Origin of the sequence: Stenotrophomonas sp. LM091 (assembly GCF_001806305.1) — a bacterium.
Taxonomy (GTDB): Bacteria; Pseudomonadota; Gammaproteobacteria; order Xanthomonadales; family Xanthomonadaceae; genus Stenotrophomonas; species Stenotrophomonas bentonitica_A.
On sequence record NZ_CP017483.1, the window covers coordinates 2,308,063 to 2,325,808 of the forward strand.

Sequence of the window (17,746 nt, forward strand, 5' to 3'; positions counted from 1 at the left end):
GGTTCAGTGCCCGCCGCGCCGGCCGGACAGGTGCCATCAACGAAATCTGACGCCGGCCTCCGTATGCTTTGAGGCCAGCCCGCAACCAACATGGATGGAGTCGCTGTGGCATTACGTGGAGATCAAGGTGCAGCGTTGCTGGCCGGCCTGGTGCTGGCCGCTGCCGTGCAGGCACAGCAGGTGGCGCCACCCGACCCCGTGGAGCCGCCGCCTGCGCCGACGCAGGGGGATGTCACCACGCTGGGCGAGGTGCGTGCGCTCAGGCCCGACGACGAGCCGCTGGATCTGTACCGCTTCAAGAATCCGGTGCAGGTGCAGCCGAACCGCTTCAGCCGCACCTGGAGCGAACCCCCCTCGCCCGAGCAGGTCGGCATGAGCGGTGGCTATCTGATGATGGGCATCAACAAGGGGCTGGCCGCGGCGGCGCAGGGTGTGAACAAGCTCACCGGCGGACCCGACCAGATCCAGTCCGCGAGCGCCCGCCCACCGCCGGAGTTGACCGACGACGAGCAGCGCCGGGCACAGCAGGTGTGTGTGCAGCAGGGGGATGCCCGGCGCCGCCGGCGCGCTGATCTGGCAGGGCAGCCGCTCGGCCAGTATGCGCAGGCGCGGCAGCCTGCGTGATGGCGAGCAGATCGATCAGGGCGGATGTCCTGGGAGCGCAGCGGGTGTGTCAGGTTTTCCGCGGATCGGCGGTCTTCAACAGGACGCACGCCCACAAGGAGAGCCGCATGCTTACCCCCGACACCGTTATGCAGTTGCGCCAGGCAAGAACCTGGTCCGTCCATCGCCTGTGGCACTGGTTCGCCGCGGCCTGGCAGATGTATCGGCACGCGCCGCTGCGCTGGTTCGGCCTGGCACTGGTGCCGATGGCGGTCGAACTGGTCCTCCAGCTGTCCATTCCGGTGGCCGGCGTGGTGCTGTCCAAGCTCATGGTGCCGATCGCGTCGGTGTGGTGCCTGATCGTTATCGATCAGCGCGTCCGCAACGGGCGCTTCGGCTTGAGGCAAGGCGTGGCCAGAATGTGTCAGCTGCGTGGCCGTCTGTTGCAGGTGGCGCTGCTCGCATCGGGGGTATTCGCCTTCCAGATGGCCGTGGTGTGGATGTGGGTCGGGCCGTCGGTGGCACTCGGCATGGCAACAGCAGACCCTGCTGTGGTCACCCAGCTCACCCGCCTGCATTTGGCCGCCGTCTTCGCGGCGGGGACGTTACCCGGCGTGCTGCTGTTCTTCACCATACCGCGGGTGGTGCTGGACCGGGTGGGCGTGGCGGAGGCTCTGCGCGAGAACGTTCGCCTGCTGGGTGCAGCCTGGCGACCCATTGCGCTCTACCTGGGGCTGTCGATGCTGCTGGTGGGCAGCGTGGTGTTCCAGCCCTGGGTCCTGTTGCCGTTGCTACAACTGGGATATGTGGGCTATTGGGCCTATCGCGATGCATTTGATTCCGTCGCCGTTGCCTGAGCCACCACCTTGCCGCTGCCAACCTCCGCTGACCTGCAGTCCATCCTCCGTGAGCACTGGCCAATGCTGAGCCGGCTGGCGTACAGCTATACGCGCGATATCGCCCGCCGCGATGACCTCCTCCAGGAAGTCAGTATCGCGGTATGGCAGGCGCTCCCGCGCTGGCGGGGCGAAGGTTCGTTGCGGGCGTTCATCGCGCGTGTCGCCCACAATCGATCCGTTGACGTCCTCGCCATGGAGCAACGCCTGTCGGCCCGTGTTCTGGACGACGGCTGGCCCGATCCGAACGCCGATCCGCTGCGCCATGCAGAGGCACAGCAGCAGCGCGATGAGCTGTTGAGCGCCGTAATCAGTCTCCCGCTCGGCTACCGGCAAGTGGTGTCCCTCGCATTGGAAGGATTCTCACACCGCGAAATCTCCGACGCGCTGGGGCTTGAAGAGAACGCCGTCGCCCAGCGGCTCAGCCGGGCGAGGCGACAACTGCGGGACCTGATGGGAGCTTCGCCATGAATGCGATCGACGACGAAAACACCGGTTGGGATGCGTTGGCGACGCGCTGGCAGGCACAGCCCAGTGCAGCACCCGATGTGCAGGCGCTGGAGCGCGAGGTCCATCGCCGGAGCCGCCGCCTGCGTGTTGCCTGGAGCATTGAGGGCGTGCTGGCCGTGCTGTCGATCGGCAACTGCGTGCGGGCCCTGTCACTGGGCGAGCCATTGCCTGTCCCTGCAGGCCTGGTGTGGTTCCTGATGGCATTGGTGATCGCCATGACCGGCTGGACGCTGTGGCAGCGCCGACGTCAATGGCGTGCGCAGGCGCTGGACGCACGCGCACTGATGGCCTTCGAACGAGAGCGCTCACGCACTGCGCTTCGCATCTGGCGCGTCTCGATCTGGGTCAGTGTGGCGCTGTGGACGGCGATGGTGCTCTGGGCATTGCTCACGGCGCAGGGTCGCATGCCGATGGTGCAGGTTGCACCGCCTGCGCAGTGGGCCTTGAGCATCGTCGTCAATGCGCTTGTCGTAGCAGTGTTTGCTGTCGCTGCGTGGGTGATATGCCGCCGGCACCGGCAGCGGCTGCAACGGTTGCATTCAATGGAGAAGATGATGGACGTCGACTGAGTTCGGCAGGCGGCATTGCAGCCACCCGGGCGGATCACGGCGCGAGGGCGGCCACCCGCCGCCGCTCCATCCACCACAGCAGCCCGGCCGCCAGCACGAAGGCGAGCAGCCATGGCCAACGCGGTCCTGGCGTTTCGATCACGCCGGCCGACGTTGCCGCGGTGCCCACGGCCAGACGCTGTGCGGTGGCCTCACGCAGCTGTTGGCGATGCAGCGATCGCGCAGTGGCCGGATCGAACACGTAGAACGCGTGGCGGCTCTCACCCTGCTGCAGCTGATGCCAGCCGGCCTGCGTCGGCCAGTAGCCGGCGCAGCGTTCCGTGCCGCTGGCCGGATCGATGCGCAGCGCAATGCGCGCGCCATCCGGTGCGCGCACCTGTGCAGGTTCCCGCAGCTGGCACAGCGCTACGCGCTCGCCGGCCCACGGGGTATCGGAGTCGACGCGTGGTGCATCTGCGGCGGGAAGTGGGCGGGCCACGCTGGCCAGCACGCTGCTCCACAGCTCGGCGTGGCGATCGTCGCGACCGGCCAGCACCAGTCGATAGCTGTCGGTGACCGGCAGCAGCGCAACACGGCCCCGGCCCAGCGGGCGATAGCCGCCGATCGCATTGCCCTTGTCATCGTGCAGCAGCGGTGTCGCGTCGTTGACCGTCACACCCAGTCGCTCCAATACCGGCACGCTGGCCTGATGCGAGGCGGTGTCGGCTTCTTCGATGTAGGCCGTGGTGTCCGACGCGGGCCGCTGGGGACCACGGCGTGCCTGGAGCAGGGCGGCATCGGCGTCGGCCGGCAGTGTCAGCGGGGTGGCCTGGTTGTTGCCGCTGATGGGCATCCCCCAGCTGCGCAGCGCTTGGCGCGTGCTGTCGTTGAGGGGGCCGCTGGTGCGGACGAGCACGCCCAACCCACCGCGGATCGCCTGCTGCAGCGCGCTGCGTTGCGCCGCCGACAGCCCGGCCAGACTGCGCTCATCGAGCAGCACGGCATCCGTCGCCGCCAGCGTCGCCGCAGTGAGCGCGACCGGCGCATCGCCGAGCGACACCCCACCGCCGGCATGGGCGTGCGCTTGTACGGCCAGCCCCGCATCGGTCGCCCAGCGACGCAGGTACTTCAACTCGGGCCCCGGCGCACCGGCCAGGATCAGCAGCCGCGGCGCTGCCGCGCCCACGGTGTCCACCGGTACCTCCAGCGTATCGACCACGTGCTGCCCGGCATCCAGCAGGCGCAGACGGAACGTGCTCTGCCCTGGCACGCGCGCGACACCATCAAGCTGCACGCGACCATCGGCCCCGGGCATTGCGCGGTCAACCACCCGCCCGGCCGGGTCCACCAGCTCGGCGCGTGCGTTCGGCACGCCCTGCGCACGCGCGTTGACGGTGAACACCGCACCGGGCGCAGCAACCGGTGGCGGCTGCAGTGCGATCCAGCCCTGTGGTGCGCTGGGCCATTCGATACGCACGCCACGGGGCAGCGCGGCATCGCGATCGCGGGCCGACAGGCCATCGCCGATCAGCCGAAGGGAGGTGGGACCGGGATGCTGGCGCAACACGGTGGCCAGGTCGGGCGCGGCGAGGGCGTCTGCCACTTTCGTCGCTTCCGGCAGTGCGACCACGGCCTCGCCCGGCGCCGCTGACCAGCGCACCTGATCGGCCGCGCCAGTCAGCACGGTGAGCTGGCCGCCGGCCACGCGCTGCATCGGTGGCACCAGGGTCAGGTAGAGCAGCACGGTCGCCACGGCCTGCAACACCAGCAGGCTGGCGAACACACCGCGCCCCCGCGCCGATCCGCGCCATTGCTGCCAGCACAGACGCGCGCTGCTCAACAACAGCACGGCGAACAGCGCGATCAGGATCCAGCGCGGTTCGCTCACGGGGTGGCCTCCAGTGCATCCAGGTAGCGCTGACCCATGGCATCGGGGGCGTTGCGCCGGGCGACCTGCGGCAGTGGCCGCAGCAGGGCGCGCCACAGCTGCGCACGCAGGGCCTGGTGGCAGTCGGCGCAGTCCGGGGTGATGCGCAGTGTTTCGATGGCGCCGGCCAGGCTCAGCGGGTCCGGCAGGCGCGCTTCATTGCGTCGCAGCCAGTGGGTGAGTGCGTCCAGATCCGGCGCGCTGGCCGGATCGGCCAGCTGCTGCCAGACCTGCACGATGGCCTGGTCGGGTGCCTCCAGCGCACGCAGTGGCAAGCTGCGGCTGGCCAGGTCGGCGCGATCGCCGCTCATGCGTCGGCTCTCGTCGATCGGCGGCAGTTCCGGGCCGACCCGTGCCAGGTAGATGCGCTCGGCCTGCTGCACTTCCTTGATGAAGCCCAGCGCCTTGTAGGCGTAGGGCAGGGCACGCTCGGGCTGGCCCTGGCGCAGCTCGCCTTCCGACGACCACATCTGATCGAGCGCCGCCTTCAGCGTGGCGCGCGTCTTGGGATCGAGCAGGGTGGCGGCCTCGGCGTGATCGTGGGTATGGCCGTATTCGGCGAGCACGTCGGTGGCGCTGCCGAACACCGGGGCGCTGCCGTCGGTCGGCGCGCCATGATCATGGTCGTCGTGGCCGGCCTGCGCCTGGGTCCTGGCATGGTCGCCATCGTGATCGTGATCGTGATCGTCATCGTGCGCGGCCGCTGGTGTGTCACTGGTCGGCAGGGCATCGCTGGTCGGCGGTGGCTTGGCCCCGCCTTCGCTTTCCTCGCCGAGGAACTGGCCATAGCGCAGGCGCAGGATCCGCTGGTCCACGCCGATCGCATCGGCACGCTTCACGAACTCCTCCGCCGGCAGCTGGCGGCGCTGTTTGATCAGCGCTTCGGCGTCGATGATGATCTGGCGCTGGCTGCGGAAATACGCGGGCAGGGTCTTCTTGACCATGCCCTCCATGTCGGTGCCCTGGATCTCCGCTGCGCTGGGCAGGCGCAGGATCACGCTGCTGCTCTGGGCGCTCTGCGCGCCGGGCGTGTGGGTATCGCGCACGGTCAACTGCGCGATCACATCGTTGCCTTCGGTGGCGCCCAGCGCGGCGAGATCGAGCGTGCGCGCGAAGCGCCGCTGCGTCGCCGGTCCGGTGCCGGCGAGGTTGAAGGTCTGCTCGCGGAAGGTGATGTTCTCGCCGCTGCCCTGGGCCAGGGTGGCCTTCAACTGTGCCGTGGCGACCACGCCGTAGTCGTCGGTGGCCTCGAACTGCAGCGGCCACTGGCGTTGGCCGGGTGTCCCCAGCACGAGACTACGGTCGGGCGCGATCACGCGCACCACGGGCGGGCGATCGGGCACCACATCGAGCCGGTACAGGCGGGTGTCGCGCAGGGCAGGCTCGGTGACCACGCGGTACAGCGCCGGACGCGTGGCGGTCCACTGCGCGGTCCATTGGTCGCCATCGCGTTGCAGCGCGATGCGCTGGCCATCGTGGAACTGGAGCGCAGCGGCCTGCGGTTGCGCCGAGAAGCGCAGCGACCAGTGCAGGCGGCTGTCCTGCGGGACCTTGCCATCCAGCGTGCTCTGCACACGCGCGGCCTGCCCGGTGTAGGCCGGGGCGGTGATCTCCAGCCGGGCGGAACGCAGCTGCGGTGGCTGCGCGGGTGTGGCCGGCGGTGCCGCCGCGCCCGGGAACAGGGGCGCCGCGTTATGGCCGCGTGGCCAACCCAGCGCCAGTGCCATCACCACCAGCGACGTGATCACCGAGGCCAGCAGCCACCGGCGCGGCCAGCGTGGCCGCAGTTCGGGCATGCGCGCCTGCAGGGCGGCGGCGACATGCGTGCGCTGCCGCTGCTGCAACGGGTTCAATGCCGCCGGTGGGGCAAACAGCAGGTCGGCACTGTCCTGTGCGACCGGATGGTCGTTCAACCGGCGGACCAGCCATTGGCGATCCAGACCACGTGCGCGCCAGGTCGCCACGCCGACGCTGACCAGCAACGTCAACAGCAGGACTACCGTAGCCGCGTTGAAGCCGGCCAGCCGCCACGCCACCGCGCTGATCGCCAACGCGACCGGCACCGCGAGCAGGGTGGTGATCCACCACTGGCGCCGGCGCGCGCGCTGCCAGGCGTGCTGGATGGCAGCGTTCATGCGCCGGCTCCGCGGCGCGGTGAGGTCGCGATCACCCGTTCCAGCGCGAACAGCAGCACGATCAGCGCCAGCAGCCAGGGGCTCAGCTCGCGCGGTGCGGGCAGCGGCGTGGCGCCGCCGCGCAGCGGCTGCTGTGTCGCTGCCGCGGCGAGGGTCGGCGGGGCGGGTGCGGCGAGGACGGCCAGCAACTGGCGCGGGACGCCGGGATCGCGCAACACCGGCAGCGTCGTCGGCGTCAGCGGCGCCGTGAAGCGCAGCAGGCGACCCTGTGCTTCGGACCGCTGTTCCAGCACCACTGCACCCTCTGCATCGCGCAGGACGGGCATCCAGCCGGCCTCCGCAGCACCGGGCGCGACCAGTACGCTGCCGCCCTGGTGCACCCACGCCTGCCAGGCGGCAGGCAGCGGCGCAGCGGCGAGCCACACGCCGGTCTGCCCGGCATCGGGGGCGGTACCGGCACCGCGGGCAGGAGACAACGCCTGGTTGGACCAGGCACGCTGCAGCGCGGCCAGTACGCGCTGCTCGCCTTCTGCGATATCGCCACCGACCTGCAGCACCGGCGGTGCGGCGGTGCGCGTGCTGGCCGGCGCCAACGGCACCGGCCGCCAATCCACGGCACGCGACAGGCGCGGGCGCTCGCCATCCAGCCCGGGCATCGGGTCGGGCACGTACACCGTCAGCGGTGCGCCGGCAGGCAGTGTCTGGTCCAGCTCACGCAGCAGGCTGGACAGCGCGGAAGCGGTCGCCGGGGCGGCATCGGCCAGTGCGGGGAAGCCCGGAGCCAGCCAGCGCCAATCTCCTTTCGCGTCCTGGCCACGCAGGGCCGTACCGTCCAGACCAGGGGCGACCACCGTGACCGGGTGGATGTCGGCGGCGCCACCGTGCAGCACCGGCCGCGCCAGCAACAGGGCCAGTGCAGCCAGCAGCAGCAGCCGCACCAGCAGCAGCGGCCACGCGTCGAAGCGGATCTTCTGGCGCGGCCGGATCCGGGCCTGCAGCCAGCGCAGCGCGGCGAAGTCGAGTGGCGCGTACTGGTGCCGACGCGCCAGGTGGATCAGCAGCGGGACCAGCCAGGCCGCCAGTGCCAGCAACCCCAGTGGAAACAGCAGGCTCACGCGCCGCCTCCGGCACCGAGCAGCGCACGCAGCGGCTGATCCAGCGGCTGGTCGAGATAGCCGGTGGCATGCACGATGCCGCTGCTCTGCAATCGCGCCTGCAACGCGCGCTGGGCGGTATCGAAACGGGCCAGGTATTCGGCACGGATCGCACGGCCGTCGCCCAGCAGCTCATCGCCGGTTTCCGGATCGCGGAAACGGTGGCCGTCGGTGAACGGGAAATCGCGCTCTTCGGCGGTCAGTACCTGCAGGTGCAGCACCTCGCGGCGGGCGGCGGCCAGCCGTTCCAGCAGCACGATACCGTCCTCGTCGAAACCGTCGCCCAGCGCGACCAGCAGGTCGCCGGCCTGCACCCGCTCCCAGACCGGGGCCAGGGAAGTGACCGGCGGCCACGTGCCGCTGGCCCGGAGTTGGCGCAGCAGCAGGTGCACGCGGTCGCGCTGGCGCGGGCCGTGCCCGGCGGGGACCAGTTGCACGCCCTCGCCGCTGATGGCGATCACGCCGAAGCGGTCGCTTTGCTGCAGGGCCAGTTCGACCAGGCAGGCGGCGGTGGCGCAGAGGTGGTCCAGGCGCGACCAGTCCGGTCGCGCACGGTCGCTCTGGCGCGCCGAGGCGGTCGCATCGATCAGCACCCAGGCCGTGATCGGGCTTTCGCGTTCGGATTCACGCACGAAGAAGCGGTCCGAGCGCGCGTAGAGCTTCCAGTCGATCTGGCGAAGTTCATCGCCGGGTTCGTAGGCGCGGTACTGCGCGAACTCCAGCCCGGCGCCGCGGCTGCGGCTGGCGTGCTGGCCGATGCCGTGCGCGCCGCGTGCACGCCGTGGCAGCAGCCGCAGCGCCTTCAGGCGGCTGCGGACATCGGCGGGGATCGCGATCGGTGCGTTGCGGCTCACGGTGTGCGGATCAACCCGGGAACGGCACGGCCTGCAGCAGCGCGGCGACCACGTCGTCGGCGCTCTTCTGCTCGGCCTCGGCAGCGAAGGACAGCAGCAGGCGGTGACGCATCACCGGTGCCGCCAGCGCCTGCACGTCCTCGCGGGTGGCCGCGAAGCGGCCCTGCAGCAGCGCGCGCGCCTTGGCCGCCAGCACCAGCGATTGCCCGGCACGCGGGCCGGCGCCCCACTTGATCCACTGGTTCACCGCCGCCGGTGCGTCGCTGCCCGGGCGGCTGGCACGCACCAGGCGGGTGATCCAGGTGAGTACGTCGTCGCTGATGTGGACCTCGCGCACGGCTGACTGCAGCGCCAGGACCTCGTCAGCCTCCATCACCTTGGGGACGCTGCCACTGGCGCTGCCGGTGGTCTGCAGCAGGATGTCGCGCTCTTCCTGTTCGGTGGGGTAATCCACCCGCACGTGCAGCAGGAAGCGGTCGAGCTGGGCCTCCGGCAGCGGGTAGGTGCCGGCCTGTTCGATCGGGTTCTGCGTGGCCAGCACGAAGAACGGCGCCGGCAACGCATAGGTGGTGCCGGCGTAGCTGACGGTGCGCTCCTGCATCGCCTCCAGCAGTGCGGCCTGGGTCTTGGGCGGGGTGCGGTTGAGCTCGTCGGCCAGCAGCAGGTTGGTGAAGATCGGACCCTTCTGGAACCGGAAGTGACGGTGGCCGGTGCCGTGGTCCTCTTCCAGCAGCTCGGTACCGAGGATGTCGCTGGGCATCAGATCGGGCGTGAACTGCACGCGCCGGAACTGCAGCTCCAAGGCCTGGCCGAGCGAGCGCACCAGCAGGGTCTTGCCCAGCCCGGGCGCGCCCTCGAGCAGGCAGTGGCCGCCGGCCAGCAGGCCGATCAGCAGCTGTTCGACCACCGCGTGCTGGCCGACCACGGCCTGGGCCAACGCACCGCGCAGCTGCTGCAGTTTGGGGAGAAGGGCATCAAGGCGGTCGGTCGTCATAAGGCACTCGCAGGATCGGCGTAGAGCCACGCCATGCGTGGCTGGAAAAGCAGGAAGAAGCTCAGCTGTTCAAGGCATACATCACGATGTTGACCGCGAAACGGGTGTTGTCTTCGGCCAGGAAGCGCTTGTTGCGCCAGTCGTAGTCCCACTCACACCCGTAATCCTTGTTGCTGTAGAGCACGCCGAGGCGGCCATCGATCTGGATGCCCTTGAGGTAATCGTGGACCAGATCATCGCCCCAGCCATTGAGCTCGAACCCGGTGGCCGGCGGGCCCTCGGGGAAGTGGAAGAAACTGCGGTAGAGCGCGTGGTTGTTGGGCAGTTTGTTCAGCGCCTTCGGCCCGAACAGCTTGGCCATCTGTGCTTCGAAGGACTTCGCGAACAGACCATCGATATCGTGGTTGCAGTCATCGACGAACACGAAGCCGCCATTGCGCACGTAACGCACGAAGTTCTGCCGCTCGGCGGCATTGAACTCGACCAGCTTGTGCCCGGCCAGGTAGCAGAACGGTGCCTCCAGCATGCGCGGATCGGACAGCGCGATCACGTGCTCGGTGGGGTCCACGCGCAGGGTGGTGTAATCGATCAGCGAGGTGATCACGTTGGACGGCATGCGCGCGTCCACGTCCCAGTCGCCGGAGTCGTACTTGAGGCGGGTGAACCAGAAGTCGTACCGCCCGGCCTGGGCGCGCGCCGGCGCGGGCAGGGCTGCGAACGCCGCACTGCCCAGCATCAGCCGCAGGAACTGTGCGCGGTTCATCGCCGCGCACGTTCCCGGGAGCAACCGGCCAGCCGGGGAGACGGCCAGTGGCCGCCACGACCGTTCATCAGACCGCGTCGGACAACGAGGTGAAGGTGAAATCGCGCAGCTTCATCGGCGGGATCATCATCACCAGGCTGGATTCGTCACCGGCCACACGCACCGGCTTGCCCAGCTCTTCGATGTTGTTGAGCATGATCACCGGCGACTCGTTGAAGCGGAAGTTCTTCACCGGGTGCTTGATCTGGCCGTTCTCGATGTAGAAGGTGCCATCGCGGGTCAGGCCGGTCAGCAGCACGGTCTGCGGATCGACCATGCGGATGTACCAGGTGCGCGTGACCAGGATGCCCTTCTGGGTGCCACGGACCAGCTCGGCAGTGCTCTTGTCGCCGCCGGACATCAGCAGGTTCCCCGGCCGCGCGTTGGCGGTCTTGCCCTGCTTCTGCGCCCAGAAGCGCGAGTAGTTGAGGTTGGCGATCTTGCCGTCCTTGATGATGTCCAGCTTCTCGCGCGGCTGGCCTTCGTTGTCCCACGGCAGCACGGCGGCTTCGGGGTGCCACGGGTCGGCGACCATGGTCACGCGCGGGTCGTAGACCTGCTCGCCCAGCTTGTTGCCGCCGCCCTTCCTGGACAGGAAGCTGCGGCCTTCATCGGCCGAGCGCGCATCGAAGAAGTTCATCATGAAGCTGATCAGGCCGGCCGCCGCCGCCGGCTCCAGGATCACCGTGTACTTGCCCGGCTCCAGCGCCTTGGCTTCGGCCGATTCGGTGGCCTTGCGCATGGCGATGCGGATGTCCTGGTCGGCCTTGAAATCGGCGGCATCCTTGAGGTTGCGACCCACCCAGCCCGAGCCGCGGCCGTCTTCGGTGCGCACGGTGCAGGTGTAGTCGAAGTTGGTGCCGCGCTGGTAACCGAAGTTGCCGTTGCTGTTGGCGGTGGCGTAGAAGCTCTGGCCATCTTCCAGGAAGCCGGCCGCGATCAGGCCGTTGCCACGGCACGGCGCGATCGAGTCGGCGGCGACCTTGGCGCGGAAGGCCGGGTCGATCGCCGCAGTGGATTCGCTGAAGGTCGGGCTGGGCCGGTAGGTCTGCTTGCCGATCGCCGGCAGGAACTCCGGGTTCTCCGGGGCCAGGCGGGCCAGATCCTCGGCGCGGCGCACCACGCGTTCCAGCGCGGCATCGTCGAATTCGTTGATCGAGGCGGTGCCGACGCGCTTGCCGAAGGCGACCGTGACGGCCAGTTCGGTGTTGTCGACGATGCCGCTGGTGGAGACATTGTTCAGTGCGAAACGGATGTTGCCGTCGATCGAGCCGGCCAGCACGGCAGTGCACTCATCGGCCTTGGAGAGCGCGATGACCTTGTCGAGGATGGCCTTGGCCTGGGCTTCGGTGAAGATACTCATGGATTGGGGCTCCTGACCGGTCAGCCGAGGCTGCGCGCGGTGTTGATGACGTTGATGCCGTTGAAGCGCGCGGTGGACGAACCGTGCGAGACCGCCGAGACCTGGCCCGGCTGGCCCTTGCCGTCGAAGAACGAGCCGCCCAGGCGGTAGTCGCTTTCATCGGCCACGGCGGTGCAGGCATTCCAGAACTCCGGCGTGCGGATCTGGTAGGCCACGTCCTCGAGCATGCGGGTGATCTGGCCGTTCTTGATTTCATAGAACAGCTGGCCACCGAACTGCGCGTTGTACCGCTGCTGATCGATGGAGAACGAGCCGTCGCCGATGATGTAGATGCCGTTCTCGACGTCCTTGATCATGTCGGCCACGCTCAGCTTGGTCTTGCCCGGTGCCATGGAGACGTTGGCCATGCGCTGGAACTGCACGCTGGACCACGAATCGGCATAGCAGCAACCATCGGACTCGGTCTTGCCGAGGATGTGGGCCTGGTCGCGGATGGTCTGGTAATCCACCAGCTTGCCTTCGCTGATCAGGTCCCAGCGCTTGGTCTTGACGCCTTCATCGTCGTAGCCGACCGCACCGAGGCTGCCCGGTTGGGTCTTGTCGGCGAAGATGTTGACCTTGTCGCTGCCGTACTGGAAATGCTGCTCGCGCTTGTCCAGCGTGGCGAAGCTGGTGCCGGCGTAGTTGGCTTCGTAGCCGAGCACGCGGTCCAGTTCCAGCGGATGGCCGACCGACTCGTGGATGGTCAGCCAGGTGTGCGAGGGATCCAGGATCAGGTCGTACTTGCCCGGCTTCACCGACGGGGCCTTGAGCTTCTCCTGCGCCTGCCTGGCCGCGGCGATCGCATCGGCCTTCATGTCGTAGGAGTTGCGGTAGTTGACCACGCCGTTGGGCGAGACCGCCTTGCCGGTGCCGACGCCATCGAGGTACTCGTAGCCCAGGCCCATCGGCGAGGACAGCCCCGAGCGGGTGCGGAACTTGCCGGTGCTCTTGTCGATGGCGGTGACCGTCATCGGTGCCCAGATGCGGTGCACATCCTGGTCGATGTAGGAGCCGTCGGTGGAGGCAAAGTACTTCTGTTCGTTGACCAGGAACAGCATCGAGTTGACGAAGCTGGCGCCGGCGCCCATCGCGCCTGCATTGACGTCCAGCAGCAGCTCGACCTTTTCCTTGATCGGCACGTCCATCGCGTTCTTGCGGATCGGGGTGCGCCAGGAGACCTCACCCACGCCGGGCGCGGCAGCCAGCTGCACCGGGGCGGTCTGCACGCCGGCGTTGGCCTTGGCGATCGCCGCGGCCTGCTGTGCGGCGCGCGCCACGTCGGTGGTGCCAAGCTGGTTGGTGGCGGCAAAGCCCCAGGCGCCGTTGACGATCACGCGGATGCCCACGCCGGTCGACTCGGTGTTCACCACGTTCTGGACCTTGTCCTCGCGGGTGATCACGTACTGGCGCAGGTAGCGGCCGATACGCACATCGCAGTAGGTCGCGCCCGCCTGGCGCGCAGCGGCCAGGGCGGCGTCGGCCAGGCGCTTCTTCAGGGCCGGGTCGAGGCTGCTCTGCAGTTGCTCGGCGGCAATGACCTTGCCGAAGAACGACGGCACGATCAGTCCGCCAGCGGTAAGCCCGGTCAGGGCGAGGAAGTCACGTCTTTGCAAGGCAGCTCTCCACGTCGGTGTGGGGGTGGCAGGGAAACAGCGACATCAGGGCGACCGCCGCGGCGGCACAGCCGATTCTTGCGGCCATGCGTGCGCCGCGGTAGTGACATTCGGCACGGAGCAGGGACGGGCTCATCCCAGGCTGCGTGCGGTGTTGATGATGTTGATGCCATCAAAGCGCGTGGTCGCCGAGCCATGCGAGACCGCCGAGACCTGGCCCGGCTGGCCCTTGCCATCGAAGAACGAGCCGCCGAAGCGGAAATCGCGCTCGTCGCAGATCGCGCTGCAGGCATTCCAGAACTCCGGCGTGCGGATCTGGTAGGCGGCATCCTCGACCATGCCGGTGATCTGGCCGTTCTTGATCTGGTAGTACAGCTGGCCGCCGAACTGCGCGTTGAAGCGCTGCTGGTCGATCGAGTACGAGCCGCGGCCGTGGATGTAGATGCCGTTCTCCACGTTCTTGATCATGTCGGCCACGCTCAGCGGGGCCTTGCCCGGCGCCAGCGACACGTTGGCCATGCGCTGGAACTGCACGCTGGACCACGAATCGGCGTAGCTGCAGCCGTGGCTTTCCTTCTCGCCGAGCAGGTGCACCTCATCGCGGGTGGCCTGGTAGTTGACCAGGATGCCGTCCTTGACCAGGTCCCAGCGCTTGGTCTTGACCCCTTCATCGTCGTAGCCCACCGCGCCCAGGCTGCCCGGGGCGGTCTTGTCGGCGAAGAAGTTGACGATGTCGCTGCCCCAGCGGAAGCCCGCCTCGCGCTTGTCCAGCGTGGCGAAGCTGGTGCCGGCGTAGTTGGCTTCGTAGCCGAGCACGCGGTCCAGCTCCAGCGGGTGGCCGACGTTCTCATGGATGGTCAGGAACAGGTTGGACGGGTCCAGCACCAGATCGTACTTGCCCGGCTTGACCGACGGCGCCTTGAGCTTCTCCCGGGCGTGGCGGGCGGCGGCAATGGCATCTTCGACCGGGTCGTAGGAATCGCGGTAGGCGACCACGCCGCCCGGCAACGCGATCTTGCCGCGCGCGTCGCCATCGAGGAATTCGTAGCCCATGCCCATCGGCGAGGACAGCCCGGCGCGCGTACGGAACTTGCCGCTGGCCTTGTCGATCGCGGTGGCGGTGAACGGCAGCCAGATCCGGTGCACGTCCTGGTCGATGAACGAGCCGTCGCTGGAGGCGAAGAACTTCTGTTCGTTGACCAGGAACAGGGTGGAGTTGATGAAGTCGGCGCCGGCATTGAGCGCGGCCGCATTCAGCGACAGCAGCATCTCCACCTTGTCCTTGATCGGTACCGCCATCGCGTTCTTGCGGATCGGGGTCTTCCAGCTCACGTCACCCACGCCGGTCACCGGCGCCAGCTGCACCGGGCGGCTCTGGATGCCGGCGTTGGCGCGGGCGATCGCCGCGGCCTGCTCGACCGTGGCCAGCACCGCGGCCGGGGTCTGCTGGTGGGTGGCGGCAAAGCCCCAGGCGCCGTTGACGATCACTCGGATGCCGATGCCCGAGGATTCGCTGTTGGTGACGTTCTGGACGTTGGCCTCGCGGGTGATGATCGCCTGGTTGAGGTACCGGCCGATGCGCACATCGCAGTAGCTGGCGCCGGCGCGTTTGGCGGCGGCAAGCGCGGCCTCGGCCAGGGCCTTGCGGCGACCCGCATCGCCCGGTTCGAGCAGCTGCTCGGCGGCGATCAGCCGGCCATGCGGCAGTACCAGGCCCGCCAGGCCCATTCCAGACAGCGCTAGAAACTCACGACGTTGCACAGCTCACATCCCCCAAGGACGGCCGGCGGCGCGCAGGCGGCCGGCGTTGGACAAGTCTTCGACTTTCGGTGGCATCGCACAGTGGCACAAGTGACTGCGGTCATGGTTGGATGGACACCGATTCCCTGCCGATGTGACATTGCGATGAGCCAGATACGCTGGTCCGAGGCCTGCGACCGCAACCGCGCGCCGATCCTGGCGGTGCTGCAGCGCCACCTCGCCGACCGCCACCGGGTGCTGGAGATCGGCAGCGGCACCGGCCAGCACGCCGAGTCCTTCGCGGCGGCACTGCCCCACCTGCAGTGGCAGGCCAGTGACCATCCGGATCACCTGCCGGGCATCGCCGAGCGGCTGGACGCCGCGGGCCTCCCCAACACACCGGCCCCGTGGCCGCTGCAGGCCGTGTTGTCCCCCGCGCCCGGGCTCGGGCCACTGCCGCCGGACGCGCCGTTGGCGTTCGATGCGGTGTTCAGTGCCAACACCCTGCACATCATGAGCTGGGCGCACGTCCAGGCACTGTTTGCCGGGCTGCCGGCCGTCATGGCGGCCGGTGCCGTGGTCTGTATCTACGGTCCGTTCAATGCCCATGGCGAGTACAGCAGCGACAGCAACCGCCAGTTCGACGCATGGCTCAAGGCGCGGGACCCGGCCTCGGGCATCCGCGACGCCGAGGCGGTGGATGCGCTGGCGGCGGGGGCGGGCCTGCAGCTGATCGAGGACGTGGCGATGCCGGCCAACAACCGCCTGCGGGTGTGGCGGCGCGCCGGCTAGCGCCGACCGCTGGTCGGCCGCGCTTGGTGTCCGGCGCATGCTGCGGTTAGGATCAGGAGGGGAGGTTGTTGTGACAACCTGGGGGAGTTTGCATGGCAATTGCAAGACAGATGGTGGCCAGCGTGATGCTGGCCATGGGGGCGTGTGTGTTCAACGCGTCGGCGCAATCGCTGCCGGCCGTGCAGGAGTTCTACTTCGACAACGACGTGGCGGCCGCCCCGATGGTGGTGGTGCAGGGCCAGGGCGGGGAGCTCGTCGACCAATTGATGAAGCAGCGCGAGCGCGGCCGCAAGAGCCTGGAAGCGACCGTGCAGCTGGCCGGCGTGGCGATCGCGCAGGGCCGGCCCGAGCTGGGGCGCAGTCTGTACGAACAGGCCGCGACGACCGCATCGGCCAGTTCGGTGCCCGGTCGGTCGGTGCGCTGGAACTACGGCTGGGATCTGTTCCGGCTGGGTGAGGCCGACGCGGCGTTGGTGCAATGGACCGCGGCGCAGAACACGCTGCGCGGGAATCCGGCATGGGTGCCGCCCACCTTCGCGCTGGCGCTGTGGACGCTGGGCCGCAAGACCGAAGCCGTGCAGTGGTACGCCGCCGCCGTGCGCACCGAGCCGCAACAGTGGAGTGGGGCCGATCGCTACGCCGAACTGCTGCCTGGTTGGCGCGACAGCGAGCGCAGCACGCTGGCCGAGGTGCAGCGTGCGTGGGCCGAGAAGCCACCGGCCTGGCCATGATTCCGCAGGCCGGCCCGTGCAGGCGGGCTGGCCTGCCCTAGCGCGGGCGATGCGGGCTTCGACCATGGTCGGAACGTGCCATGCAGGCGATTGGGCTAGGCTGTCGCGATGGCTTTCGACGCATTCGCTCTGATCCTGACCATGCTCGGCCTGGGCATGGCGTTCTCGCGGCTGCGCGCGCTGCCGGAGAACACGGCCGATGTGCTCAACCGCATCGTGCTGTACGTGTGCCTGCCGGCGGCGGTGCTGATCTATGTCCCGCGGCTGCATCTGGACACCAGCCTGATCGGGCTGGTCGCCACGCCGTGGCTGTTGATGCTGTGCACGCTCGCCCTGGTGAGCCTGGCCACGCGCGCGTTCGGCTTTGCCCGCGATGTGCATGCAGTGCTGCTGATCTGCGTGGCGCTGGCCAACTCCAGCTTCATCGGCTACCCGATGGTACGCGCGCTGCTCGGCGATCACGCCCTGCCCTATGCGGTGGTCTACGACCAGTTCGGCACCTTCGTGCTGCTGTCCACCTTTGGTCTGTACGTGATCGCGCGCTACAGCGGCGACACCCCGCCCACCGCCGCGCAGATCCTGCTGCGGATCGCGAAGTTCCCGCCGCTGTGGGCGTTGCTGTTCGCGCTGACCTTGATGCCTGAGCAGCCGCCGGGCTGGATCGGCACCGGGCTGAAGCAGCTGGCCGATGCGATGCTGCCGCTGGTGATGTTGGCGGTCGGTTTTTCGATCCAGCTGCGCCTGCCATTGGACGAGCTCAAGCCACTGGGCATCGGGTTGCTGTTGAAGCTGCTGGTGATGCCGGCGCTGGCGCTGCCGATCTCGTGGGTGTTCGGCCTGCAGGGTGCAATGCTGCAGGCCAATGTGCTGGAGTCGGCGATGCCGACCATGATCACCGCCGCCGCGCTGGCGATGTCACATCGCCTGGCCCCGCGCCTGGCTGCCGCGCTCGTCGGCTACGGCATCCTGCTGTCGCTGGTGACGCTGCCGGCGTGGGTGTGGGTGCTGCAGCGCGGGGCCGGACTTCATGGATCGCCGTGAT

The 17,746-nt window shown here is 68.7% G+C and carries 16 protein-coding genes; 7 read left to right on the forward strand and 9 right to left on the reverse strand.

What is annotated here, in order from left to right; genetic code table 11:
* Positions 1 to 90 precede the first annotated feature (90 nt).
* The 4 genes from BIZ42_RS09990 (at position 91) to BIZ42_RS10005 (ending at position 2,578) form a co-directional block, all read left to right on the forward strand.
* Positions 91 to 624 carry a hypothetical protein gene (locus BIZ42_RS09990; RefSeq protein WP_156785723.1) on the forward strand — a complete coding sequence of 178 codons (534 nt, stop codon included), beginning with the start codon at positions 91 to 93 and terminating at the stop codon, positions 622 to 624.
* A gap of 107 nt (positions 625 to 731) precedes the next feature.
* A complete protein-coding gene (locus tag BIZ42_RS09995) occupies positions 732 to 1,460 on the forward strand; it encodes a hypothetical protein (RefSeq protein WP_156785724.1) in 729 nt (242 codons plus the stop codon).
* Between the two features lie 9 nt (positions 1,461 to 1,469).
* Positions 1,470 to 1,970, forward strand: coding sequence for a sigma-70 family RNA polymerase sigma factor (locus BIZ42_RS10000; protein WP_083279835.1), 501 nt, complete (start codon positions 1,470 to 1,472; stop codon positions 1,968 to 1,970).
* The gene (locus BIZ42_RS10005) at positions 1,967 to 2,578 is read left to right on the forward strand and encodes a hypothetical protein (protein ID WP_070426344.1); all 612 of its coding nucleotides are present in this window, start codon (positions 1,967 to 1,969) and stop codon (positions 2,576 to 2,578) included. Before BIZ42_RS10000 ends, BIZ42_RS10005 begins: the two co-directional genes overlap by 4 nt.
* Before the next feature lie 34 nt (positions 2,579 to 2,612).
* Here the strand turns inward: BIZ42_RS10005 and BIZ42_RS10010 are convergent, their stop codons facing one another.
* From BIZ42_RS10010 to BIZ42_RS10050, 9 genes are all read right to left on the reverse strand, one after another.
* On the reverse strand, positions 2,613 to 4,445 hold the full coding sequence (locus BIZ42_RS10010) for a hypothetical protein (RefSeq protein WP_070426345.1): 1,833 nt from the start codon (positions 4,443 to 4,445) through the stop codon (positions 2,613 to 2,615).
* Positions 4,442 to 6,619, reverse strand: a complete 2,178-nt coding sequence (locus BIZ42_RS10015) for a hypothetical protein (protein WP_070426346.1) — start codon at positions 6,617 to 6,619, stop codon at positions 4,442 to 4,444. The genes BIZ42_RS10010 and BIZ42_RS10015 overlap by 4 nt, the downstream gene beginning before the upstream one ends.
* Positions 6,616 to 7,734 (reverse strand): BatA domain-containing protein, encoded by a 1,119-nt coding sequence (locus BIZ42_RS10020; RefSeq protein WP_070426347.1) that lies wholly within the window; start codon positions 7,732 to 7,734, stop codon positions 6,616 to 6,618. Before BIZ42_RS10020 ends, BIZ42_RS10015 begins: the two co-directional genes overlap by 4 nt.
* Positions 7,731 to 8,627, reverse strand: a complete 897-nt coding sequence (locus BIZ42_RS10025; RefSeq protein ID WP_019184931.1) for a DUF58 domain-containing protein — start codon at positions 8,625 to 8,627, stop codon at positions 7,731 to 7,733. The genes BIZ42_RS10020 and BIZ42_RS10025 overlap by 4 nt, the downstream gene beginning before the upstream one ends.
* A 10-nt stretch (positions 8,628 to 8,637) precedes the next feature.
* Positions 8,638 to 9,621 carry a MoxR family ATPase gene (locus BIZ42_RS10030; protein ID WP_070426348.1) on the reverse strand — a complete coding sequence of 328 codons (984 nt, stop codon included), beginning with the start codon at positions 9,619 to 9,621 and terminating at the stop codon, positions 8,638 to 8,640.
* A 61-nt stretch (positions 9,622 to 9,682) separates the two neighbouring features.
* A complete protein-coding gene (locus BIZ42_RS10035; protein WP_070426349.1) occupies positions 9,683 to 10,384 on the reverse strand; it encodes a DUF4159 domain-containing protein in 702 nt (233 codons plus the stop codon).
* A gap of 67 nt (positions 10,385 to 10,451) precedes the next feature.
* Positions 10,452 to 11,786 (reverse strand): TldD/PmbA family protein, encoded by a 1,335-nt coding sequence (locus BIZ42_RS10040; protein WP_019184928.1) that lies wholly within the window; start codon positions 11,784 to 11,786, stop codon positions 10,452 to 10,454.
* 20 nt (positions 11,787 to 11,806) lie between these two features.
* The gene (locus BIZ42_RS10045; protein WP_019184927.1) at positions 11,807 to 13,441 is read right to left on the reverse strand and encodes a TldD/PmbA family protein; all 1,635 of its coding nucleotides are present in this window, start codon (positions 13,439 to 13,441) and stop codon (positions 11,807 to 11,809) included.
* A 132-nt stretch (positions 13,442 to 13,573) separates the two neighbouring features.
* Positions 13,574 to 15,202 (reverse strand): TldD/PmbA family protein, encoded by a 1,629-nt coding sequence (locus BIZ42_RS10050; protein WP_070426350.1) that lies wholly within the window; start codon positions 15,200 to 15,202, stop codon positions 13,574 to 13,576.
* A 144-nt stretch (positions 15,203 to 15,346) separates the two neighbouring features.
* Here BIZ42_RS10050 and BIZ42_RS10055 point away from each other — a divergent pair, with 144 nt between their 5' ends.
* From BIZ42_RS10055 to BIZ42_RS10065, 3 genes are all read left to right on the forward strand, one after another.
* The gene (locus BIZ42_RS10055; protein WP_070426351.1) at positions 15,347 to 15,973 is read left to right on the forward strand and encodes a DUF938 domain-containing protein; all 627 of its coding nucleotides are present in this window, start codon (positions 15,347 to 15,349) and stop codon (positions 15,971 to 15,973) included.
* A gap of 92 nt (positions 15,974 to 16,065) precedes the next feature.
* Entirely contained in the window at positions 16,066 to 16,704 is a 639-nt protein-coding gene (locus BIZ42_RS10060; RefSeq protein ID WP_070426352.1) for a hypothetical protein, read from the forward strand.
* Positions 16,705 to 16,812: 108 nt separating this feature from the next.
* Positions 16,813 to 17,745: an AEC family transporter gene (locus tag BIZ42_RS10065; protein WP_070426353.1), complete on the forward strand. Its 933-nt coding sequence runs from the start codon at positions 16,813 to 16,815 to the stop codon at positions 17,743 to 17,745.
* Position 17,746: the final 1 nt, after the last annotated feature.